This window comes from Fretibacter rubidus (assembly GCF_041429785.1).
Taxonomy (GTDB): Bacteria; Pseudomonadota; Alphaproteobacteria; order Caulobacterales; family Maricaulaceae; genus Fretibacter; species Fretibacter rubidus.
The window spans coordinates 1,205,568-1,228,206 of record NZ_CP163423.1; the positions used below are offsets into that span (position 1 = coordinate 1,205,568).

General features: G+C 51.9%; 16 protein-coding genes. 10 read left to right on the plus strand and 6 right to left on the minus strand.

What is annotated here, in order from left to right; translation table 11 throughout:
* Positions 1 to 2 precede the first annotated feature (2 nt).
* The 3 genes from AB6B37_RS05775 to AB6B37_RS05785 form a co-directional block, all read right to left on the minus strand.
* The gene (locus AB6B37_RS05775) at positions 3 to 1,766 is read right to left on the minus strand and encodes a hypothetical protein (protein WP_371398418.1); all 1,764 of its coding nucleotides are present in this window, start codon (positions 1,764 to 1,766) and stop codon (positions 3 to 5) included.
* A 221-nt stretch (positions 1,767 to 1,987) separates the two neighbouring features.
* On the minus strand, positions 1,988 to 4,027 hold the full coding sequence (locus tag AB6B37_RS05780; protein ID WP_371397942.1) for a heme-binding protein: 2,040 nt from the start codon (positions 4,025 to 4,027) through the stop codon (positions 1,988 to 1,990).
* The gene (locus tag AB6B37_RS05785; protein WP_371397943.1) at positions 4,027 to 5,445 is read right to left on the minus strand and encodes a multiheme c-type cytochrome; all 1,419 of its coding nucleotides are present in this window, start codon (positions 5,443 to 5,445) and stop codon (positions 4,027 to 4,029) included. Before AB6B37_RS05785 ends, AB6B37_RS05780 begins: the two co-directional genes overlap by 1 nt.
* A gap of 106 nt (positions 5,446 to 5,551) precedes the next feature.
* On the opposite strand from AB6B37_RS05785, the gene AB6B37_RS05790 reads away from it, so the two are divergent.
* Genes AB6B37_RS05790 through AB6B37_RS05810 form a run of 5 tightly spaced genes read left to right on the plus strand, consistent with a single transcriptional unit; the run spans position 5,552 to position 12,554 of the window.
* Positions 5,552 to 8,008 carry an NAD(P)-binding domain-containing protein gene (locus AB6B37_RS05790; RefSeq protein ID WP_371397944.1) on the plus strand — a complete coding sequence of 819 codons (2,457 nt, stop codon included), beginning with the start codon at positions 5,552 to 5,554 and terminating at the stop codon, positions 8,006 to 8,008.
* A 1-nt stretch (position 8,009) separates the two neighbouring features.
* A complete protein-coding gene (locus AB6B37_RS05795; protein ID WP_371397945.1) occupies positions 8,010 to 8,861 on the plus strand; it encodes a hypothetical protein in 852 nt (283 codons plus the stop codon).
* Between the two features lie 9 nt (positions 8,862 to 8,870).
* Positions 8,871 to 10,709, plus strand: coding sequence for an FHA domain-containing protein (locus AB6B37_RS05800; RefSeq protein WP_371397946.1), 1,839 nt, complete (start codon positions 8,871 to 8,873; stop codon positions 10,707 to 10,709).
* A gap of 44 nt (positions 10,710 to 10,753) precedes the next feature.
* Positions 10,754 to 11,599: a phosphodiesterase gene (locus AB6B37_RS05805; protein ID WP_371397947.1), complete on the plus strand. Its 846-nt coding sequence runs from the start codon at positions 10,754 to 10,756 to the stop codon at positions 11,597 to 11,599.
* A 16-nt stretch (positions 11,600 to 11,615) separates the two neighbouring features.
* Positions 11,616 to 12,554, plus strand: coding sequence for a bestrophin family protein (locus tag AB6B37_RS05810; RefSeq protein WP_371397948.1), 939 nt, complete (start codon positions 11,616 to 11,618; stop codon positions 12,552 to 12,554).
* A gap of 5 nt (positions 12,555 to 12,559) precedes the next feature.
* Here the strand turns inward: AB6B37_RS05810 and AB6B37_RS05815 are convergent, their stop codons facing one another.
* Complete coding sequence (locus AB6B37_RS05815) at positions 12,560 to 14,848, minus strand: CHASE2 domain-containing protein (RefSeq protein ID WP_371397949.1); 2,289 nt, start codon at positions 14,846 to 14,848, stop codon at positions 12,560 to 12,562.
* 186 nt (positions 14,849 to 15,034) lie between these two features.
* Between AB6B37_RS05815 and AB6B37_RS05820 the strand changes: the two genes are divergently transcribed.
* Together AB6B37_RS05820 and AB6B37_RS05825 are read left to right on the plus strand one after the other, a co-directional pair.
* Complete coding sequence (locus AB6B37_RS05820) at positions 15,035 to 16,372, plus strand: hypothetical protein (RefSeq protein WP_371397950.1); 1,338 nt, start codon at positions 15,035 to 15,037, stop codon at positions 16,370 to 16,372.
* A gap of 9 nt (positions 16,373 to 16,381) precedes the next feature.
* On the plus strand, positions 16,382 to 17,302 hold the full coding sequence (locus tag AB6B37_RS05825; protein ID WP_371397951.1) for a FecR domain-containing protein: 921 nt from the start codon (positions 16,382 to 16,384) through the stop codon (positions 17,300 to 17,302).
* 89 nt (positions 17,303 to 17,391) lie between these two features.
* On the opposite strand, the gene gdhA is transcribed toward AB6B37_RS05825, so the two are convergent.
* Both gdhA and AB6B37_RS05835 read right to left on the minus strand, forming a co-directional pair.
* Entirely contained in the window at positions 17,392 to 18,750 is a 1,359-nt protein-coding gene (gene gdhA, locus AB6B37_RS05830; RefSeq protein WP_371397952.1) for an NADP-specific glutamate dehydrogenase, read from the minus strand.
* Between the two features lie 117 nt (positions 18,751 to 18,867).
* Positions 18,868 to 19,839 (minus strand): tetratricopeptide repeat protein, encoded by a 972-nt coding sequence (locus tag AB6B37_RS05835; RefSeq protein WP_371397953.1) that lies wholly within the window; start codon positions 19,837 to 19,839, stop codon positions 18,868 to 18,870.
* 169 nt (positions 19,840 to 20,008) lie between these two features.
* Here AB6B37_RS05835 and AB6B37_RS05840 point away from each other — a divergent pair, with 169 nt between their 5' ends.
* From AB6B37_RS05840 to ndhC, 3 genes are all read left to right on the plus strand, one after another.
* On the plus strand, positions 20,009 to 21,151 hold the full coding sequence (locus tag AB6B37_RS05840) for an acyl-CoA dehydrogenase family protein (protein WP_371397954.1): 1,143 nt from the start codon (positions 20,009 to 20,011) through the stop codon (positions 21,149 to 21,151).
* Positions 21,152 to 21,216: 65 nt separating this feature from the next.
* Positions 21,217 to 22,035: an alpha/beta hydrolase gene (locus AB6B37_RS05845; RefSeq protein WP_371397955.1), complete on the plus strand. Its 819-nt coding sequence runs from the start codon at positions 21,217 to 21,219 to the stop codon at positions 22,033 to 22,035.
* Positions 22,036 to 22,240: 205 nt separating this feature from the next.
* Entirely contained in the window at positions 22,241 to 22,606 is a 366-nt protein-coding gene (gene ndhC, locus AB6B37_RS05850) for an NADH-quinone oxidoreductase subunit A (protein ID WP_371397956.1), read from the plus strand.
* Positions 22,607 to 22,639: the final 33 nt, after the last annotated feature.

Here is a 22,639-nt window from a genome sequence, read left to right on the forward strand (position 1 = left end):
TCCTAATAGGTCAGCGTAGCGTTTAGCAAGACCGATAAATAACGATTATCGTCTTGGTTATTGGTAAAAAGGTCATCAAAACCGCCGCCCGGCTCTAATGATGCAATAGACCCGCGCAGAACGATGTTCTGTGTCATCTTTGGCCGCCATATGGCAGAGGCGGATAAATCAAGGCCAATGTCTTTATCTATGCCGCCTTGCACGCGCAGGGCTTCTAAAATAGCGGTCTTATCAAAACGTAAGGCATTGGCGTTGAAAGACAGCCGCCATTCGGGCGTGATGTCAAAATCCGCACCTGCGCCGATTAGGATTGTGCCGGGATTGTTAAAGTTGCTCTGTCCTTGTTCTTTGGATGAGCGCAAAGAATTGAGGATACCATTTCGCCCCGACACACCAATCGCGCGGCCACCGCCAATAAACGGAATATTTTGCCGTATCCAATAGCTTGTATCCGCACCCGCAAATTGTGGGTTCTCGAAAATGGCGTCAAAGCCCGTCTCGACATTGTCATAAGGGTCGGCGTCACCTGTTGCGTAAAGCCCAGAGGCGCGAAACCGCATCCAATTGTAATCATATGAGGCCTCAACGGCGGCAAAGCCTGCGCTGATGGTGGCTGATTTCCCTGTAAAAATATTATCACGGTCTTGGCCGAAGGCGTAGTAAGTGGACCCGGTAATGTTGAGGCGTTTATACCGCCCGTCGACATTATACCCGACATATCCCACGTCATAATCACGTCCGCGCAAATTTCCGATAAGGGCGGGACGTACGGGAAAGCCGTTGGTATCAATTTCCGTATGGCTGCCCTCTCGGTTGCCATTATATATGGCTGTCACTTGGCTGGTCAGGCCCGGTACGGGAAAATCTTGGCGGTAAAGATTGGCCAGTAATATCAAGTCGCGACGCGGTGTGCGCAGGATAGCGTTTAAGCCAGAATTTGTGTCTTTCTCCAGCCGCATAAACGCAGCCAAATTATATTGATAACGGTTGTTATCGCGATTGCCGAAGAACCGGATGCCTGGTTGGCTGTCTTGGAACAAAAATCCGCGAAAGTCAGAGCTAAAGGGCTGTATGCCGACGCGCACACTGTCAAAATCATAACGATCAGATACATTGCGAATGTGATAATCAAAAAATGCTTCTTGAATACCAAGGAACACATCGGTGCGGGTAATACCTTTGGATGGTTCGACGAATAAAATCCGTTTTTCGTTCACCCGCGCGTGATTAATATTCAGTGCAGCGGTCAAGCGGTATTCATAATCTTGCGGCTTGAACGTGGTATTGCCCTTGATCAGCGCGCCGCTGGCAATGAATGTCTGCGCGAGGAGTAATGTATCAGGATCACCAAACAAATCGTCACTGCGGCGCTCTGTGGTTTGCACGCCAACGGGAATGGGAAATGTGCGCGGCTCTACAATGGTATCTGAAATACCTGTCGCGACAAAGAACCAGTCCTTTGTTCCTTTTAACGGACGGTCGCCTTTGAGTGTATTTTGGTTGTAGGGATCCCACCAGCGTTCATTAACGCCGAGGTTTTCAATCAGCCTCCAACGGTCGGGCAGGGGGATTTCATCTGTAGGAAACGTAGCGGGCTGAGGCGGCGGTACTTGGGCCGGGTCAAATAGGCGTTCGCGTGTCGGCAGCGGTTTGTCACGTCCCGGAATACGGCGTCCGGGGAGGATGGTTTCGGGTTCGTCTGTTTCTTGGCCTAATATTATAGGCGGCACCGCTTTCGGGCGTGGCCCTGATATAACTGTATCCATGGCATCGTCATTAACGTCAGTGGGAGCTAAAACGTCAGTCGGGCTTGGCGGCGTCTCTACGACTTGCGCAAAAAGCTCAATCTTCAGGGTTTGCCCTGATGTTCCGTCCACTGCGTCGGAGACGGCTGTGATGGCGTCAGTTGGCGCCGCAACGGCAAGTCTTGTCCAGAATAAGCTTGCGATACACCATAACGCCCCAAAGGCGATGTGTCGTTTATTCCCTACTTTCCTTGGCATGGGTTCTGTTCATTGCTGTCAAGGAAGGGGGCAAACGGGCAACTGACATAACGCAGGCGTATGTCTTCGCCGTTGACGGGTACGGTGATTGTATCAGCCCGAATATCAACAGGCGCATTCCCCAGCGTGCCAAGCTTTAGGCCCGCATTATGAACGCCGAGGAACGAAATCATATCATCCTGGTCAATACCATCGCCTGATACGCCAATTCCGCCCACGAGCTCGCCATTTTTATATATGGGGACAGAGCCAGGGAAGATTTGAATGCCGTTTTGCAAACGATTTTGGTTTGGAACCGCATTAATATCAGGCAGGAATGTGCAGCGTTGTTTCGTATCCGAAGTGGGCGGCGCATTGGTGAGAATGAACGTCGCATGTTCTAATATATTATCGCGAATAAGGTCTTCTTGCAGACCAGTCGCAAAGGGTGACCACTCCGTGATTGAACGCGATAGCGGGCCGTGCGGCGTGCCCACTTCGCCGTCTGGAAAATAGGGACGCGAAAGATTACCGCCAGAGCGGTCCGCAAAGGCTTTGGTGCCCGTCAGCGCCGTAGGATCGTTTAAAAAGGTGCGCACAGCCCCGACATGATCTGACACTTCCGTGTTGGGCGCGGATGAGCCCGCAATCACCGCACTGCGCCGTGCACCGAGAAGGTCGCTAGCCGCAGCTGGATTACTAAAAAACGTCGCCGTGCGGGCTTTTTGTAAGGATACGTCAGTGCCAAATATCGGCGCGTCGGGAGAGCGCACAATGCCTAGGATTGTGCCGTAGGTGTCAACAACGGAGATGCTGACTTGCGCGCGGGATTCGAGCGGCTGCCTGATTTGTGCGCGTGCCGCTGTCATGACCGTAAAGGCTTCCTCAATAATGGTGCGCACTTCGGTTTGGGTCAGCGGGGAGGCCACGGCTGCCCCGTCAATCGCGGCGCGGGGCGGATAGCGGTTATTGCCAGATCCGTCAGACAGCACAAAAACGTCTGGATTGGCGTATTCGGTGGTCGTGGCAGGGCGCAATCCTGCGGCCTCTGATCCATAAGCTTGACCTGGCTGTACCGCTCCACTGGGCGGGGTGTAACCATTGACGGGACTTAGCACGCCCGATGTGCCGACCAGCGTGCCAAAGCTAGGCGCAGATGCGGGACTGGAGGACAAATCGCTTTCGTCCACATCGGTAAAGCGTAAGGTGGTTCCGTCAACACTGATACGGTCAGCGCGAATATTGATGGGCGCGGCGTAATTGGCCATGCCCGCAATAGCGATCAGTTCTTCTTTATCTATGTCAATATCGCCAATTTCGGTGTCAAAGCCGTAATCGTCATCGCCGCTAATTCCAATACCGCCGACGACGACACCGTTTTTATAAAGCGGGAAACCGCCCGGATCCGCGGCGAGGCCCAACGGCGAGCGCTTGGGTCCAATTGTATCACCAGGATTAACATAACGCGCGGATAGATCAGAGCAGGGCAGTTGGCTAAACTGCACACCAAACAATGGCCCGCCCTCAAGGCCGACTGTGTTAGCCGACGGGGGGAAGTGTTCTTGCACAATCATACTGGCGGTGCGGGTAGAAAAGGCATTGCCAGCAGATGATAAATAAGCCCCCGTTAAGGCTTTCGCGATCGCGGTCAGCTCATGCGGTAAATCTGTGCCTTGCAGCCCGACATTGGGCGTACCAGAGCCATTATTGGGGCCATTATTCGGGCCATTTCGGACGGTCGTTGTGGAGCTTGTCCCGTTCATGCGAAACACGGCCAGCACATTGCCGGGACGATCGGTGACTGCAATCACAACGGGGAGGTTCTGTGCGGTGGCCTCTGCAACCGCTTGGGCGATAATCGTCTCGACATCTGCAATGGATAGGGCTTCTAGTGCTGGCACGCTGTAGCTATTTTGCGCGCTGGGCGGTGGGCTTGGCGGTGCGCTTGGCGGGGCTGTGGTACTGGACGAGCCCCCGCCTCCGCCGCATGATGCTAGCAGAAGTGCCGCGACACTGACCGCCGTATAGAGCGTGCGGCGCGTCATTAACGAAGCTCTTTCAAGCGGGCTTGCAACACGCCTAGGGCAGCAACCAATTGGTCTTGGTCATAATCATTGGGCCGTTCCACAGCGTCATAGCCCTTGTTAATTTCATCGCGCATATCAATGACGTCACCGCTCGCGATTTGTTTGGCCGCAATCATAGACGATAGCAGCGTGTCAACGGCCATGATGGCCTGCTCTGCCGCGACATAATCGGTATAGCGACGGGCCAGCGTGTCGGTGACGACAGTGTCAAGAATGGACAACGTCTGGTCTTTGGAAAAATCTGTCGCGCTTATGCGGCTACTCAGCGCCTCTGATAATTGCACAAGTTTAGCCGATGCAATCTCCGTTGTCGGCCCGCTTCCCGCCAAAGAGCCGTGGAAATCGCGCACAGCCATGTCAAATTCGTCCGCCATATCGGGGGCAATTTCGCGCGCCGTCGCCAGAAGCATAATCATATTAGCGTCATTAAATTTCACCAGCCCTGGCATTTGTGGGCGTCCAGGATTGCTGCGCACTTCGGGACGCCAATCAGGATCATCACTAATCGGGCGGTGACAGGCGAGGCAGTCGAAGAACACCAACTCAGGGAAGGCGCCGTCACGATTAAGGGCGGGATTAGCAAAAAGCTTTAATTGTCTTTGTAAAGCCGAAACCTGACCAATCGCCCATTTATGCGCGCCGGGCTGCACGGTTTTGCGGTCGTAATAATCAACGTCCTCATTATGGTGACTTTGGAGGGCAGTGAATAAATCAAGCTCGAAAGAAATGCGCGGGTGCCCTGCCGCCATCATACGGTGGGTCACAAATTGATTATCTGCACTAGAGCCTAGGTGACAAGATAAGCACACTGTTGCGCGCGTTTTGGCATCTTCCAGCGGATAAAGACCAAGGCTGACGTTCTTTTCGTGGCTCGCACCGACGGCGTAATGTTGTGACAGCCAATTGGTCGAGCCGCCGTGACACGCCTCGCAGCCCACACCGTCATCCATTTGAAACCGCGCCCCTTGCAGTTTTTCAGGCACATTATCGGCATGACAGCCTAGGCATGTCGGTTCCAGATGGGGTTCTGCAAGGCCAAGGCGTGAAGTGATGCCTTTGGAGCGTTCCGTTAGCAGGACCTTATAGGCTCGCAAATGCGCCCCGGTGGTCGATGTATCGTCCTGCCATGTCAAAATTTCATTTTGGCGCACTACAATGCCGGTTGCTTCTTGGCGGGAATGGCAGGTCGAGCCGTAGCATCCCATTACGCCTTCATGGACTGTGCCGTCGGTTAGCGGCGTCTTGTCAGGGGTCAGGCCCTCGCTTGCTGATGTGATTACAGGGGCCGCCTGCACTTGGTTTTGCATGAGAGACAGAGTCCCACTGACCGCGAATAGAACGGCTATGCCAATCAATATATATTTTGCAAGTCTCATTTGCGCCCGTCCCTTGGTTACATCATAGGAAAATTTTCTCGCTTCGCAAGTGTTGAACTTTCGTTAGAACGCGGTAAGGTGATAATGCTAAGAGGGAGGGCGCGGCTTGGCTGATAAAGTAAAAATAGCCATTATTGGGTCTGGCCCCGCCGGACTGAGCGCGGCTGCGCGGGCCGCAGATCTTGGTTTGTCCCATATATTAATGGAAAAAACCGACCATTTGTCGGACACAATCTTTAAATATCAAAAAGGCAAGCACATCATGGCGACGCCTGACCAGTTGGTTTTGCGCTCTGATGTGGATTTTGAAGCGGGCACACGCGAAGCTATCTTAGGTATTTGGGACAATCAAACCGAAGCGGCAGGCGTCAACGTCATGCTAAATGCCGATGTAACAGAGGTTTCTGGCACTAAAGGCGGCTTTAGCATAAAGACCAAGGCGGGAAAAACGGTCGAGGCTGAGCACGTCATTCTGGCTATTGGCACGCAGGGCAACCCAAACACCATGCGGGTTCCCGGCGGTGACCTCCCGCATATTCAATATACACTCGACGACCCAGAGGCTTATTTCGACGAAGATATTATTGTCATCGGCGGCGGCGATGCGGGCATTGAAAACGCACTGGGTCTTGTGGCTAATCCTGCGCTGCAAAACCGCGTGACGTTATTACAGCGCGGGCCAGATTTTCCGCGCGCCAAAGGGGCCAATGTTAAAGCGCTGCTCGGCGGGGCAGCAGATGGGCGTTTGGACGTCCTGACAGAGGCCACGACAGAATCAGTCGAAGAAGGTTGGATTAATCTAGAGGTCAAAGACGGCAAAGTGCGTTTGGCCTGTGACCGTATTATCGCGCGTATGGGCTCTGCCCCGCCGCGTAAATTTGTTGAAAGCTGCGGTGTGGAATTCGCATCAGACGACCGTATGGCCTATCCCACGCTGAGCCCGACGTTCGAGAGCTCTGTGGCTGGCTTATATGTCGTCGGTGCGCTGGCGGGCTATCCGCTAATTAAGCATTGCATGAACCAAGGCTATGACGTTGTTGAGCATATCAACGGCAATACAGAGCTGAAACCCGCAGATGAACCGTTGCTAGCAGAGAAGTTTACCAAGCTTCAAGGCGGTCATGATGTCAGTAATACGCTTGAATATATCCGCACACAGGTCGTGATTTTCCGCGATTTGACCCCGCTGCAAATGCGTGAATTTATGCTGGATTCAGATGTCCATGTGTACCGCAAGGGCGACAAAGTATTTGAGCGCAATGATTACGGATCGTCGCTGTTTTCTATCGCTAGCGGCTCTGTCGAGGTTTTGATTGATCCGAACGACCCGAAAAAACGCGTACCCATCGGTGAGGGCGAAATATTTGGTGAGACGGGTTTGATTTCAGGCCGTCGCCGTAATGCAACAATTATCGCCGCCCAAGACTGTATCCTTGTCGAAACACCCCGAAATGCAGCGCGCAAATTGGTCTCCACCGTGCCCGCCGTGCAAACCCGCGTTGACCGAATCGCGGCAGAACGGCAATTGATGCAAATTTTCGGTTCTGGATTGTCCAAGGATGATCTTAAGCACGTCATTGATGATGCCGAGATTAAAACCGTCGGCGCTGGATCTATCCTGATTGAAGAAGGCGCGGATGACACCGATATCTATATCATCCGCTCTGGCTCTATGGTGGTTGAGAAGAAAATCGGCGATAAAAATGTCTTTCTAAGCTACGTATCTGCTGGCAGCTATGTCGGTGAAATGGCGCTGTTTGAAGAAGGACAGCGCACGGCCACAGTGAAAGCCGCGGTCAAATCCGAAGTTATCCGCCTCAAGGGCGAGCATTTCGAGGCGTTAATGGCCGCAAAGCCTGCGCTACGGTCTAAAATTGTCGATGAATTTGCCGACCGCAGTGCCATGAACGCCTTTATTGAGGGTCAAAAGGGCAGCTTTGATAGTGTTGCCGACCTTTATGGGGCGCGGGCTAATTTCCTTATTGAGCAAGGCATGGGCGAGGCGACCGACGCGCTATTGATTGACGAGAGCCTCTGTATTGGTTGCGATAATTGCGAAGTGGCCTGCGCCGAGAGCCATGACGGGATTTCGCGCCTTGACCGCGAAGCCGGCATGACATTTGCCCATATACACGTGCCAACAAGCTGCCGTCACTGCGAACACCCCCATTGCATGAGCGATTGCCCGCCCGACGCCATTCACCGCGCGCCCGACGGTGAGGTTTATATCGATGATAGCTGTATTGGCTGCGGCAATTGCCAGCGGTATTGCCCTTACGGTGTTATTCAAATGGAAGTTACCCCACCGAAAAAACCGGGGCTTATGTCTTGGGTATTATTCGGTATTGGCCCGGGACCTGGTCAGGCCGAAAAAAGCTGGGTGAAGAAAAAACTAGCGCGGCAAAAGGGTGATAATCCCAAAGTCGCAGTGAAATGCGATATGTGCAAAGGCATTAAAGGCGGGGCGGCCTGTGTGCGGGCTTGCCCAACGGGGGCCGCTATTCGTGTCTCGCCCGAAGCCTATTTGGATATGTCCAAGAATCCGTCAAAGGTGGGGGGCTAATATGGCCAAGTCATCCGCCAATGATCATAGCAGCTTTCTGGCTTATAAAAACTACCGCTGGCTGAAAATATCGGTCCTTATTTGTATTGCCAGCGCCATTGGTTATTGGATGACCGATTTTGATCCTGTGCGCAACGGCGGGACATGGTATGGTTATACGCTAGGCACGATTGGCGCGCTACTTATCCTTTGGTTATCTGTATTGGGCATCAGAAAACGCGCGATTACACAGGGCCATTGGAGCCTGAAAGCCTGGACATCGGCGCATATCTATTTGGGTCTTGGCCTGTTGATTGTCGCGACACTGCATACCGGGTTTCAGTTTGGTATGAATGTGCATACGCTGTCATATGCGATTATGGTTTTTGTCATTCTATCGGGTCTTATCGGGATTTACTTTTATGCCGTAATACCGCGCAAAATGAGTACAAACCGCGCCGAAATGAGCCAGCAACATATGCTGGACGAAGTCGCCTCGCTAAATTCGTTGTTGATTGATACAGCCCAACCCCTGCGTAATGATTATATCCCGGTTGTCGAAAAAGCAGCGCAGACCACGCAGCTTGGTGGGTCTATTTTTCGGCGCATTAGCGGGGAGAATAAGCGCTGTACCACGCAAAAAGCGCTGACGTTTTTCAAGCAAGAATTGCGCACAACAGATAATGATATGCGCTCGCCTGTCCTTGATATCATCTCTGTTTTGGAACGAAAAAACGCGCTGCTCGGCCGTATTCGCAAACATATTCGTTACAAATCCTTATTACAAATTTGGCTGTTCATCCATATTCCTTTCACCTTTGCCCTGATTGCTGCGCTGGCTGCGCATATTATCAGCGTATTTTATTATAATTAGGGGGCGGTTATGAGCATGACTATCAGAACCTTGAAACGCTCTCCCACGGGCCGCGAATCTGTGCGCGAACGCGATTTCGAAGGCCCGCTGATTAGTTTTGGCCGCGACGCAAGCTGTGATGTTCCCCTGACAGATTTATCTGTCGCTCTACAGCACGGGGCGCTACGCCTTGATGATAAGGACGATATCTATTTCGACACCGCGCCAGAACAAACTGTGGTTATTAATAACCGCATGAAGTCAGGCCGCCAAGGGCCGCTAAAGCCCGGCACTGTGATTAAAATTGGGCCTTATCAAATCACGATAGAAACACCCGCAGAAGGCAAATCTTTCACGGCTTTGCTCGAAGAAGTTATGGTTGATGAGGCCGCGCCCAAAGCCACTCTTGCAGAAAAGCAAGTCTTTGGATTGGGGCGGGCTTTGCCGTCAAAACGGTTGATGTCATGGGCGTTTTTACTGGCGATTTTAGGCATATTCCTTGTGCTGCCGATCCATGTGATTAACCAACCCGACGGCAAAGTCGCAGAGGCTGTACCGTTTCAAACAGACCTTGCGTGGAATAGCGGGCCAGTGTCGTTGATGCATTCAAACCTGATGAATAATTGCGCGGCATGCCATGAAAAGCCGTGGAAAGCCGTCGCCGATAGTGCCTGTATTGACTGCCACAAAGACACAGGTGACCACGCGCCCAGCGGCGATATGCGCCAAGCATCACTTGACGTAACGGCATTTGAAAAACACTTACAAGACATTAGTATTGCCTTTGGCCGCCCCGTGGAGCGCTGTGCCTCTTGTCATGTCGAACACAACACGCGGGCCCATATTATGCCGTCCAATCAAGAAACCTGCGGCAGTTGTCACGCGGGGCTTGATGAGCGCCTCCCCAATACTGAGCTTTTAAATGTCGCCGATTTTGGGTCTGACCATCCGCAGTTCCGCCCGACAATCATCACCCAGCCAAGCGTAACTGACCCCACTACAATCCGTGTGTCGCTTGATGATAACCCCAAGGGTTTCTCTGGTCTGAAATTTCCACATGATATCCATATGAGCCAAACAGGTGGTGTGCCGAAAATGGCGGGGCAGCTTGATGCCCGTTATGCTTTTTCTGATGGTGTAGACTGCGAGGATTGCCACCGCCAAGAAGCGGGCGGGGCACTATATGAGCCTGTACGAATGACCAGTGATTGTGCCATGTGCCATTCAATTGTATTTGAAGATGATGAGGGCTATCCGCGGACGTTGCGCCACGGCGAACCCGAAGAGGTTATCGCCTCTATGCGTGATTTTTATGACGCGAAAGCACTGGGTAATATTCGCGACGCCGAGATGAACACGCGCACGCGCCGCCGTCCAGGTCGTGCGGCTAGCCTGCGCGAGCTTAATCGCCGGGAATTAGCGTTTAAACAGTCTGAGCAACGGACAATTGCCAAGGTTGACGCCATCTTTAGCGAAGGCGGGGCCTGTTATGATTGTCACGTCATTGACCGCCCCAATGATATTACAACGCTTGATTTCGTCGTGCGGCCAATATCCGTATCCGATGCCTTTTATCCAAAATCGCCGTTTAATCATGCGGCCCATGAAATTGGCGACTTAACCTGTGACAGCTGTCACGCGGCCAAGACATCAAAGACGTCTAATGATATATTACTGCCAAAGATTGGTGTGTGCCGGGATTGTCATATTGGTGAGGAAAGCTACAGAGCAGGGGGCAAGTTTGCGGAAGGGAAGTTCCCAACAAATTGTTTAACCTGCCACAGCTATCATAACGAACCACATATGGCGCTGGATGATGTACAAAAGGCGAGCTTGAGCAACCCGCATTTTGGTGGTGGATTAAAATAGGGCGATAGGGCCCAAATAAAAGTGCCACGGAAAAGGGGCCAGACATGATTATCGCGCAAATTACAGATTTGCACATCGGGTTTGGGGGGCCAGATGTCGAATGTATGAATTCCAAACGGCTAAAGCTCGTCATTGATGAAATGAACGGCATGGTGCAGCGACCCGACTTGATACTGGTCACGGGTGATTTGGTCGAAAGCGGTGAAAGCTGGGCCTATGAGAAGCTGAAGGACGCGCTGTCCAATCTCGATTATCCGCTGTATTACGCCATGGGTAATCATGACAACCGCGAAGTTTTTGGCCGTGTCTTTCCCGATGCCGAGTTTAACGACGGCTTTTTGCAATATACCATTGAAGACGCAGGCCCTGTTCGCGTTATCGTGCTTGATACGCTTAAAAACGGCTTTCATGGCGGTGAATTTTGTGAACGGCGTCGGGCGTGGCTTGATAAAACCCTTGCCGAGCAACCCGACCGTCCAACCTTTATCGCGCTCCATCACCCGCCGATAGAGACAGGCATTGCGTGGATGACGGCCAAGTTCAAAGCCCCGTGGGTTGTGGCATTGCGTGAAACGATTGAGAAATATGATAATGTTGTCCATGTCTGCGCCGGTCATGTGCACCGAACGATTTTCAAAAAATTTGGGAATACGACTATATCGGTCTGCCGTGCCGTTGCCCCGCAGGTAAAATTGGAACTGGCGCCAATCACGATTGATATGCCCGATGACCGCATTTTGCTGGTCGATACTTTGCCAGGATATTCGCTCCATCATTGGAACGGCGAACGGCTGACCACGCATTCTGCTAATGCGCCGTCAGGTAAGGCCGTAGTGCGTTATGATGATGCCCATGCCTATGTCGTGCGCCATACGCTTGATATGGAATAGAGGTCGCTAGCTTTCCATGATTATTGAAAAACACATCTCGATTTGGCGACTGCTGAAAATCATCTGGTTGCGGCTATTGATTATGACGCTTATCGGCCTTGTTGGCGCTATAACCGTTATTGAATTTGGTGACAAAGATATCGCAATCTCGATGATAACGCCCTCAATTTTGGGTACGGCGCTGTCTATCTTTTTAGGGTTTCGCACCAATTCAGCCGTAGATCGTTGGAACCGCGCGCGGGGATATTGGTCTGATGCGATTGCGTCCTCCTTAAACCTCTCTCGCGTTTTGGCGCGTGTCGACGGTGAGGGTTATCGCAACAATAAAACGGGCGAGGAGTCCGCTCTGGCTGCTCATGTCATGCAACGTATGATCCGCCGTAATATTGCGTGGGCTTGGGTGCTGAACCGCCAGCTAAAAGGCCAAGCCCCGCTGCAAGATGTTGCGGGCATGATAGAACCACAAGAGCTTGAGATATTAAAAAAACACGCCAATCCTGCGATGAAATTGATATTTAATCAAAGCCCGGACTTCCGAATTGCATGCCGTGAAGAACAATTTATTGACGGCGCGCATTTTGAAATTGTTGCCATGTTGCGTCAACAAATCGCGGCCCAAGTCAGTTGCGAAGGCTTAAAGACCACGCCGTTTCCAACACATTATAGTTTTTTCACGGATGTCTTTATCTGGATGCTGGTCGTCTTGCTGGCGTTTTCTTTGCCATCCGTTGAAAACATCGGGTATTTTTCAATTGCCGCTGTAGTGATTATTGGCTGGGTCTTTTCGATGATTGACGGGATTGGGTCTTATATGGAAGAGCCCTTCATCAATAATCGCAATGTCGTGCCGATGGATGCCTTGTCGCGCAATTTGGAAATTCAGCTGCGCCAGATTGGCCTGAATGAAGAGGACTTGCCAGCGGATATACAGCCCATCAAAGGCGCGCTTTACTAATCCCCTTATTTGCTTGTTGCGATATGAACGCCGCCCCAATCTGCGGGTGGCGGCGTGACTTTATAGTCCGTGATACGGTCTGCGATGACGTCATAATACCCTGCGAAATCCCAATGGCTGGCGGCGTCTTTTAACAGCGGCAGCAGTGCCAGCGCGCCGTCCCAATCACCGTCTCTGAACTTGGCCAGAAAATCACCATGAGTTTTACGCAGCGCTTGGAATTTAGGCTTCTGTGCCGTCGCCTCGTCGCCGGCCAAAATCCAGATACGTTCAGGTGTTTGCCGCCCAACCACTTTGATAAGGTCGGCTTCTAGTAAGGCAAAGTCACTGACCGCCTCAGCTGTGCTGTTCCCGATAAGGGATGACACACGGTATTGTTTGGTCAGGCCTTCGATACGGGATGCCAAATTGGCAGCGTCCCCAATCATAGAATATGAAAAGCGCTGCTCTGATCCCAAATTCCCGACGCAACAAATGCCTGTGTTGATGCCAATGCCCATTGATACCTCACCAGGCCATTTGATTGCGTCTTGGGCGTTATAGTCGGCGTTTAGTTTTTCCAGTGTCTTGTTCATTTTTAATATGGCGCGGGCCGCATTTTTCTCATGCTCTGGGTCATCTAGCGGCGCGTTCCAAAACGCCACAATCGCGTCACCAATATATTTATCAATTGTCGCTTTCATATCTTGGAGCGTGTCAGTCATGGGGGTGAGAAAGATGTTAAGAAATGTCGTAATTTCTTGCGGCGTGAGCGCTTCGGATATTTTAGAAAAGCTGCGGATATCAAGAAATAAGATTGTGATATTGCGTTCTTCCCCGCCGAGCGTCAAAAGCCCGGGATCATCGCTGACTTTCTTCACCATGGTAGGCGACAAATACATAGAAAATGCATTGCGAATACGAGAGCGTTCGGTCTCTGTCATGTAAAACGACGCTATGGTCATAATTAGGTATGTTGTCCCAATACACAGCACCGGATAAATTGGGTTCATCAGGATTTGCTCGCCTGAGAATTTATGCCAGCTATAGGCAATGATACTGCCAATCATCGTCAAACTTAGGAGCGCCCCCCAAGCCGCAGAGAGACGCGGCAGGATAAAGGCCAGCGCCAGGCCGAGCGATAGGATGAGGAACATTTCCAGATAATCCATCGTGAAAGGCCGTTTTAGTAATTGTCCGCCGCCTTTTAATTGCTCGCCAATGACCTGCTCGACCACTTGGGCGTGAACGACAACACCCGGTTCGCGCGCGGCCACGGGGGTCGCTACAATATCTTTTAAACCTTCTGCGCCCGTGCCAATGAAAACGATGTTACCCGCCACCTTGTCGGCCCATTCAGATGTTGGCGTATTAGGGTCAAGAATTTTCCACGCTGGTATCATGCGGTGGTCGTTTATCTCTGGCGTTTGCGGAGAATAATAAACTCGGAAGATGCCATCCGGATCTGTCGGCATTTCAAAGCCGCCAACTTTTATGCGAGAAAACCGAGCGTTCTCTGCGCTCTCACTTGCCCCACTATTGGCGGCTTGGCTACTGGATAGAATATAGGCACCTGCGCCTTGTACCGCGCGCATAGCCTCTAATGACAGGCTCGGTAAAAGCTGGTCTCCGACGCGGTAAATCATCGGCGCGCCGCGCACAATCCCGTCACCAGTGGGATGAAAGCTAACAAAGGCTTGGCCCGTCGCGGCGTCTGATAAGATAGGAATGGCGGATAATGTGCTTTGAAAATTTCCTATTTTATCAAGGCCAATCTCAAACCCTGCAAAGCCCACAGGCGGTTTTACCGTGCGGCCTGTATCATAATGCACAAGGAAAAACCCAAGCACAGTGTTCGTCGAGGCTAGGCTGCGCGCGAAAGCCTCATCGTGGTTTTGCAAGACATCAAGAGCGCCCAAATCAATATCAGCACCAGAGCGCGCCCGGATAGAGGCCGCGATTTTTTCCGGCGATGTGCGGTCTTCTTCAGAGAATATGATATCGTAAGCAATAACTCCCGCACCGGCTTGGGCAAGTCGGTCATTTAACGCCGCCATGGTCGTGCGGGGCCATGGCCATTGACCAAGACGTTTTAGGCTTTCGTCATCAATATCAATGACACGCACGGGGATGTCTTTGTGATATTCACGAGGCGACAAATTTTGGTAACGGTCAAATAAAAGATTGCCAAGCTGTTCAATGGTCGGCGGTTTATAAGCCCAGGCCGTATAAAAGCACAGAACACTGAGCAGCCCCAATACCGTCGGAATCACCGTTTTCCGGCGTTTCAAAATAAAATCGATTATGGTCTTCACGGATTGCGCCCCCGTATACGCTCGTCTGCTTTGTCAGAGTTCACAATGCGCAGTATCGGCTGCTATGGCAATGGATTCGGTCAATTAAATAATCATTTGAGTTAATCTTTTGATTGCCCTATTGTCTGGTTGTATCGATGTTTACGTAGCGGGGCGCCGCGTGAGATACCAAAGTGGGGCGATTTTATGAAACACACTCTCCTGATTGAGGCGACGAATATGCGCCGTGCGGTCGCCGCGCTATTGTTATCGGGCAGCTATGTGGGCTTGGCTTTCGTTGCAGCGCAAACCGCCCATGCCGCAGATAACAACGCGCCCATCACATTTGAAGATATTTATCAAAACCCTGATGATCAGAATCTAAACCTGGCCTATGCGCGCCAACAAGCAGCCGCCGGCGACTTATCAACGGCAGCCGCCGCGTTAGAACGCATGTTGTTTGCCCAACCCAATTGGGACTCTGCGCGCCTGTTTTACGCGCTGACGCTATACCAACTTGATGACCGACAAGCGGCAGTGCGGGAGCTAAATTTGCTAGAAGGCCGCCCGCTTACACCTGCGCAGCGCCGCCAACTTAACCGTTATCAAGATGATTTTGACGGTGAAAAAGAAAGCGCCACCCCGCGTTTCGAAGGTCGCGTGGCCATTGGCGCGCGTTATGATGATAATGCGGGTAATGCGATTGGCGATGTGGTCTTTGGCGGTCGTGACAAAGGCGATAGCTCTGCGACGTTACAAGCCGTGGGACGCTATAGTCTGCCGCTATCCGATACAGGCAATTCGCGTCTCTATGTGCGCGGTGACGCCCAAATTCGCCGCCACGAAACAGTCAGTGACGCTGACTTTGATATTTACGGATTGGAAGCTGGCATTGAGGGCCGCATCGGCTCGATCAAAGTGTCTGCTGGTCCTGAACTTCTCACGGTCAATGTGAGCGGTGAGTCTTATCTTGATCAAATTGGCGGTTTTGCGGCCGTCAGCGCTGCGTTATCAGAGAGCCTGATTTGGAGCTTGCGCGGGGAATATGCGGATCAGGACTTTAAAGAACTGAATTTCACAACCAATGAAGTCAACCGCTCTGGTGATAAGCTTGTGCTGGATGCCGGGCTTGAATACACGCCTACGGATAGTGTCTTGATGGTCTTTAATTTGGCCTATGAGGATAAAGAGGCCGTTGATGATAGTTTGGCCTATGACGGCTTTCGCGCTCGTGCCCAAGCCGTCTATGCCTTTAATGCGGACAGTTATATTCGGGCGTCTGGTGAATATCGCGATATTAAATATGATGGCAACTCCATCTTTTTATTCCCCGCAGAACCACGCGCGGATGAAAACTTCAAAGGCCGTTTGGCAACAGGCATAAAGGCTAATCGTCTGTTCGAATCCTTTGGCATGGGCCCGCGCAGATTGCTGGAACCCGTCACTTTTGAGATTGCCGGGAACTACATTGAACGAAAAACCAATATCCCGGGTAGCGGCTTTGACAATTTGGGCGGTGAGTTCAAAATTTTGTTGGATTTTTAGGGGCGCGCGATGACAAAAACTTACACAATAAAATCAGCTTTACTGACCACTGCCATGCTTATCGGATTACCGAGCGCGGCCTTGGCTCAGGACGTCATTGGCGTGAACGCAGCTGTTAAAGGGCAAGTGACAATTCAGTCGCAAGGCGAAGACGTCAAAAAGGCGATCGTCAAAGATGATGTGCGCCTTGGCGACCAGGTCAATTCAGCGCGCGTTTCTAGCCTGCAAGTGCTGTTAAAAGATCAAACGGTATTTACCGTCGGGCCAGAATGTGAATTGGTGATCGACCGATTTGTTTATGATCCAGACAAAGACTCCAATTCCTTACAAGCCAATGTCACCAAAGGCATGTTCCGTTTTATGTCGGGCAATATTTCAAAATCCGGGCCAGAGAGCGTGTCGATTGATACGCCTGTGGCCTCGCTTGGTGTGCGGGGCACGATCGTTGAGGGTCTGGTTGGTGAGGACGCTATTGCAATTGCGCTAGAGTTGGGTCTGATCAATGACCCGTCACAGGCTGACCCAGACGGCGCAACCATTTTTGTTTTGCGCGGGCCAGGGTCGCGACAAACGGGCAGTAATCCAGACGGTGAAATTCGTATCGTCTCGCGCGGCGGGGCGATTACGGTCAACCAAAGTGGTAATGCCGTCTTTATCCCGCGCGCCGATAGCGCACCCATTGGTCCGTTCGTTTTGCCGCCAGATAGCTTTAAACTATTTAATGAGCGCCTGCGCACAGAACCAACCACGGGCCCAGATTTCCGGACCTTCGATGTTGATGTCTTTGTTCTGCCCGAAGAAGACGATGACTTGCCGGGTGTGCCGCAAAAACTGGTTGACCCGATCGATACTGTCTTTGACCCATTCTTTGACCTTGAGTGGCCCGATGAGGATATTTTCGATAGTCCTTGTGGCGTAGCAAATTGTTAGCCGTTGCGCGGCCCTAGCAATCGCGGCAAGGCACAATCACCTCTGATGGCGTGAAGGGGCTGACCAGGAGAAAGCAGGCTGTTAGCCTGTTAGACCGCTCCGTAAGCCAGCATCGCATTGGCGACTTTATCAAAGCCTGCGATATTCGCGCCTTTGAAATAATCAATACGATTTACATCATGGTCACAGCCGCCTTTGTCCACGCATTGGGTGTGGATGTTGAGAATGATTTTCTTAAGGTGCTCATCCACTTCTTCGCGTGACCAACTCATACGCAGGCTGTTTTGGCTCATCTCTAGGCCTGATACAGCCACACCGCCAGCGTTAGCGGCCTTGGAGGGCGCGTGCATGATGCCGGCCTCTCTGATGATATCAATAGCCTCTGGTGTAGAGGGCATATTCGCGCCTTCGGAAATGCCGCGGCAACCTGTTTTAACCAGCGCGCGCGCATCCGCTTCTTCAATCTCGTTTTGCGTGGCACAGGGAAAAGCCAACTCTCCGGGCAGGGCCCAGGGACGGTTACCTTTGTAAAATTTCGCGCCAATGCCTTTTTCAGCCTCGGACAGACGTCCGCCGCGCTCGTTCTTCAAATCCATAATCCACTGGAGGTCATCACGCGATAGCCCGTCTTCTTTATAAACCGTGCCAGAACTGTCGGACATGGAAACAACCTTAGCGCCTAAATCGAGCAGTTTTTCAGCGCAAAACTGCGCTACATTCCCAGAACCAGAGACGAGGCAAACTTTGCCGTCGAGTTTTTCGCCTATGCGGTCGAGCATGGCTTCCATCATATAGACAACGCCGTAACCCGTCGCTTCTGGACGGATGCGCGAGCCGCCAAATTCAATACCTTTGCCTGTCAAAACACCTTCAAATGTGTCTTTTAGACGTTTGAATTGGCCAAACATATAGCCGACTTCGCGGCCGCCAACGCCGATATCGCCCGCAGGCACATCAGTGAATTGACCGATATATTTAGACAACTCTGTCATGAAGGCTTGGCAGAAGCGCATGATTTCGGCGTCAGATTTACCCTTGGGGTCAAAATCAGCGCCGCCTTTACCACCACCAAGCGGTAGGCCCGTCAGGCTGTTTTTAAAGACTTGTTCAAACGCCAGGAACTTTAAAACAGATTGCGTCACTGTTGGGTGAAAACGAATACCGCCTTTATACGGGCCGATGGCATTGTTTTGCTGCACACGATAACCGCGATTGACCTGTATTTTTCCAGCGTCATCTTGCCAAACCACGCGGAAGGACACGATACGGTCGGGTTCTGTCATGCGTTCCAATATCCGCATTTCTTGCATGCGTTTATTGTCTTTGATGTAAGGCACAATATCCATTGCGACTTCTTGAACGGCTTGATGAAATTCTGGTTCGCCCGGATTGCGGGCAATGACCGCCTCCATAAATGCGGCTAGGTCTTTGTCTTTAATTGTGCTCATGGTTGCGCCCTCTGAGATATGTGCTAAGGGTTACAGCTTAGTCACAAAACAGCGTGCGCTACAAGTAAAAACTCAATAATTACCAAGACGTAGCGGAGGACCTGGGTCTGTGACGCGCTACTCCCAGCCGCTTTGTTGCAGGATTTGCGCGATGGTCAGCGGGCGGTCGCCAAACTGCTTTTTCATACGCTCAATTTCGGCTTGGGCCTCTGGCGTTTGGCTCAAAACTTTGCGTGCCCGCAACAGCCGCACCCAGCCTTGTGGGTCATTAGGGTTGTCGACAAGCTTTTCTGACAAGCCGTCAACCATGCCCTGAATCATCGCGCTGCGGTCTTCATCAGACATAGATTGTGCCGCCGCAATGTCGTCCTGTGTTGGGCCGGGTTGCGCGCGATTTGCTGTGATCGGAGGGGCGGGTATCGTTGCGGGGGCCTGGCCATTTTCTTGCGAAGCAAAGGCACGGGCACTAGCATATTCCTCTGTCACATTCGGGTTGTTATCGGTCAGGGCGAGCGTTTTTTCATAGGCCTCAAAAGCGCGCTCAAACCGTCGCAATGTCATCAAAGACCGCGCGTATAGTATCCAACCTTGGGGGTTGTCAGGTTCAGATTGCAAGCGAACCTCTAGCCGCTCGACCAATTCTTCCATCGTTACGTCACCCTCGTGGTCGGGGTCAATGGCGCCGCCCGTAACGCTGTTTTGTGAGAGCGCTTGGTCAGCGGATAAGGTGGGTGTTTTTAATGCTGCACGGTCAGTTAATTCTGGCGCACCGATTTGCGTGTAAAGTGCAGCCCCGCCAAGCGCGAATAGCCCCGCCACACCCATAAGCGTCACGGGTGATACTGGCGTTGACGCTGCGGCTTTACGGGTTGCGACCTCTATAAGGCGTTTCTCCAAGACACGTTTCTTGGCCTCTATATCGTCACCCGTGGTTCCATTGTCTATAAGGTCATTAAGGGCCTGCAACTCTGATTTATATTGCGCGACTTCCTCGGATTCCACGGCGTCTTCTACAGGGCCGTAAAGGGGCCCGCAGACGTATAGAATGACTAAAATCGCAATCGCGGCAAAGGCAAACCAAATTAGCATGCAAAGCTCCTACAAGACTCTTGGGCGGCCAACATTAACGGGGCCTTAGAATGACTGTCGGGATTATCGCCCCGCTATGTCCCTAGCCGATAGACCGTTGATAAGGCAAGGTAATCCACATAAGCATGGAAAGCGAATTGCCGCACAGATAGGATATGCGCAGATGTATATGAAACGCCCTTTTGAAACCGAAGAACGCGCGGCCTTTCGCGCGGTCATAAAAAATTTCGTTGAGAAGGAAATCCGTCCTTACGCTTTTGACTGGGACGAGGCAGGGGCGGTGCCGTGGGCGTTACATGAAAAACTTGGTGCGCTGGGTGTTTTTGGTTTGGGTATTGACGAGCGTTACGGCGGTCTAGGCTTTGATGACCCGTTTATGCGGGTCATCTACGCAGAGGAAATGGCCCAATGCGGCGCGGGCGGTGTGCAAGCCGCGCTGGGCGGACGCGGTATATCACTGGATCCCATTGAAAAACTCGCGAGCCAAGACATCAAAGACCGCTGCCTCAAAGACATCGTGCAGGGCCGTAAGGGCTCTAGCCTCGGCATTACTGAGCCTGGCGGCGGCTCTGATGTCGCTAATATGAAGACGACGGCCAAGCTGGACGGCAATCATTGGGTTATTAATGGATCAAAGACGTTTATCACGGGCGGTATGGAAAGTGAGTATTTTGTCATCGGAGCTCGCACAGGCGGGCCCGGGTTGACGGGAATATCACTATTTTTTGTTGATGCCGACACGCCCGGTTTTTCGCGTGCGCCGCTGACAAAGAAAATGGGATGGTGGGCGAGCAATCAGGCGACATTGTTTTTTGATGATTGCCGCGTGCCTGCCGAAAATATGATGGGGCAACGAGATTACGGCTTCATCCAGATCGTCAATAATTTCAACTATGAACGTCTTGGGCTATCGGCCATTGCGCTGGGCATGATGAAAGTTTGCTTGGACGACAGTATTGAATGGGCGAAACAGCGCGAGACCTTCGGGAAGCCGATGATTAAGCACCAAGTCATACGCCATAAAATCGCGGATATGTCGGCCAAAATTGACGCGACCCAAGCCTATCTTGATAATATTTGCTGGAGCATAGAGCAGGGCGATTTACCAGTGGCGGAAATATGCAAATCTAAGTTCTTCGCAACCAAAGCGCTGGAGTTTTGCGCCAGTGAGGCGATGCAAATCCTCGGCGGGGCGGGTTATCTTCGCGGGAACCGTGTGGAAAATGTCTACCGAGAAGTCAAAGTTCTAGCCATTGGTGGCGGGTCTGAGGAAATCATGCGCGACTTGGCTGTGCGCCAAATGGGGTTATAGCCGTGGTCAGTTTGCGCGGACAACTCATCAACTTTGTGCTGGCTCGCAGCCGGTACAAAGATAATATGCAAAAAGCCATCGCGGCGGATTATCGGCGTCGAGGCTATCCGACTGAAAAAATGCGCCGCAAACACAGCATCACGCAGAGTGCTTTTATGGGTCGCGACGTTTACACGCTGCATCCTCCAAAAGGCGATAGCACTGAGACGCGCGTGGTTTTGTATTTTCACGGCGGAGCCTATTTTTACGACATTATGAAAGAGCATTTTGCGGGGCTGTCAAAGCTTTGCATAGCCTCTGACACGACCATAATCGCGCCGCGTTATCCGCTGGCGCCAGACGCATCGGTCCAAGATATCAGAGACTTTGGCGTCGCGATATTCAACGACATTCGCGTGCAATATCCAAAGGCAAAAATTATCATGGGCGGCGATAGTGCGGGGGCGGGTCTGGCCGTGCAAGTCGCCCAATATCAGCGTGATAATGACGAAGAGAGTGCAGCTGCGCTCATCCTCTGGTCGCCTTGGGTGGATGTATCCATGAGCAATCCTGACGTCATCGCAGCGGACGCGCGCTCTGTCATGATTGGGCTTGACGGCATCGCCATGGCGACAGCGCTTTATATCGGTGACCGCGACCCCAAAGACCCCTTATGCAGCCCGATATACGGCGATTTATCAGGTTTACCGCCGCTGCATATTTGGGCGGGTGGGCGCGATTTGCTTTACCCAGACATCCTCAAATTTGCAGATTTGGCCAAGGCAGCAGGCACAGAGGTGCATTTAACCCAAGTTAAGGGTCAGAATCACATGTGGATGTTCTTGCCGCAGCCCGAGGCGAAAGCCGTCATGCGACAGACCGCCACGGCTATTGCGGCTGCATAAATGCACTTGCGAAACAGTCGCAATTAGGCGGCTGATTTGCAGGTAAAAACCCTGTAAAATCATGATTTAGCCATTGCAAAGGGGAGGGTCGCTGACTAGTTTCCGCCCCGACTGCCAATGCTCTTGGCCGAGTCTTTGGCTCGCCATAATGACACTGACGGCCAAATATGCGCCTCGCGCCTGACTTTTGACTAGAAGAGCCCCTATGTCTGACTTTCTTTTAGACTATCTCCCGATTATCATCCTATTCGGTATTGCGACGGCCTTGTCGCTTTTGTTCCTAGTGGCCGCCAAATTAATGGCTCCGTCCAGTCCCGATAGCGAGAAAGTCTCGACCTATGAGTGCGGCTTCAACGCTTTTGACGATAGCCGCATGAAATTTGATGTGCGGTTTTACCTCGTTGCAATTCTGTTCATTATCTTTGACCTTGAGGTGGCCTTCTTGTTCCCATACGCGGTCACCCTTGATGAAATGACCTTTTGGGGCTGGTTCGTGGTGATGTTGTTCCTGATGGAACTGGTCGCTGGCCTAGTCTACGCATGGAAGAAGGGGGCGCTTGACTGGGAATAGTCAAGCAGACCGAAGGAGATAAAGATGACAAAT

What these genes read in the sequence shown, in the direction of transcription:
- AB6B37_RS05785 (WP_371397943.1), bottom strand. Translation starts at nt 5,445, where the DNA reads ATGAGACTTGCAAAATATATATTGATTGGCATAGCCGTTCTATTCGCG.
- gdhA (WP_371397952.1), bottom strand. Translation starts at nt 18,750, where the DNA reads ATGAGCACAATTAAAGACAAAGACCTAGCCGCATTTATGGAGGCGGTC.
- AB6B37_RS05795 (WP_371397945.1), top strand. Translation starts at nt 8,010, where the DNA reads ATGGCCAAGTCATCCGCCAATGATCATAGCAGCTTTCTGGCTTATAAA.
- AB6B37_RS05775 (WP_371398418.1), bottom strand. Translation starts at nt 1,766, where the DNA reads ATGGATACAGTTATATCAGGGCCACGCCCGAAAGCGGTGCCGCCTATA.
- AB6B37_RS05805 (WP_371397947.1), top strand. Translation starts at nt 10,754, where the DNA reads ATGATTATCGCGCAAATTACAGATTTGCACATCGGGTTTGGGGGGCCA.
- AB6B37_RS05835 (WP_371397953.1), bottom strand. Translation starts at nt 19,839, where the DNA reads ATGCTAATTTGGTTTGCCTTTGCCGCGATTGCGATTTTAGTCATTCTA.
- AB6B37_RS05825 (WP_371397951.1), top strand. Translation starts at nt 16,382, where the DNA reads ATGACAAAAACTTACACAATAAAATCAGCTTTACTGACCACTGCCATG.
- AB6B37_RS05840 (WP_371397954.1), top strand. Translation starts at nt 20,009, where the DNA reads ATGAAACGCCCTTTTGAAACCGAAGAACGCGCGGCCTTTCGCGCGGTC.
- AB6B37_RS05820 (WP_371397950.1), top strand. Translation starts at nt 15,035, where the DNA reads ATGAAACACACTCTCCTGATTGAGGCGACGAATATGCGCCGTGCGGTC.
- AB6B37_RS05810 (WP_371397948.1), top strand. Translation starts at nt 11,616, where the DNA reads ATGATTATTGAAAAACACATCTCGATTTGGCGACTGCTGAAAATCATC.
- AB6B37_RS05845 (WP_371397955.1), top strand. Translation starts at nt 21,217, where the DNA reads ATGCAAAAAGCCATCGCGGCGGATTATCGGCGTCGAGGCTATCCGACT.
- AB6B37_RS05800 (WP_371397946.1), top strand. Translation starts at nt 8,871, where the DNA reads ATGAGCATGACTATCAGAACCTTGAAACGCTCTCCCACGGGCCGCGAA.
- AB6B37_RS05780 (WP_371397942.1), bottom strand. Translation starts at nt 4,027, where the DNA reads ATGACGCGCCGCACGCTCTATACGGCGGTCAGTGTCGCGGCACTTCTG.
- ndhC (WP_371397956.1), top strand. Translation starts at nt 22,241, where the DNA reads ATGTCTGACTTTCTTTTAGACTATCTCCCGATTATCATCCTATTCGGT.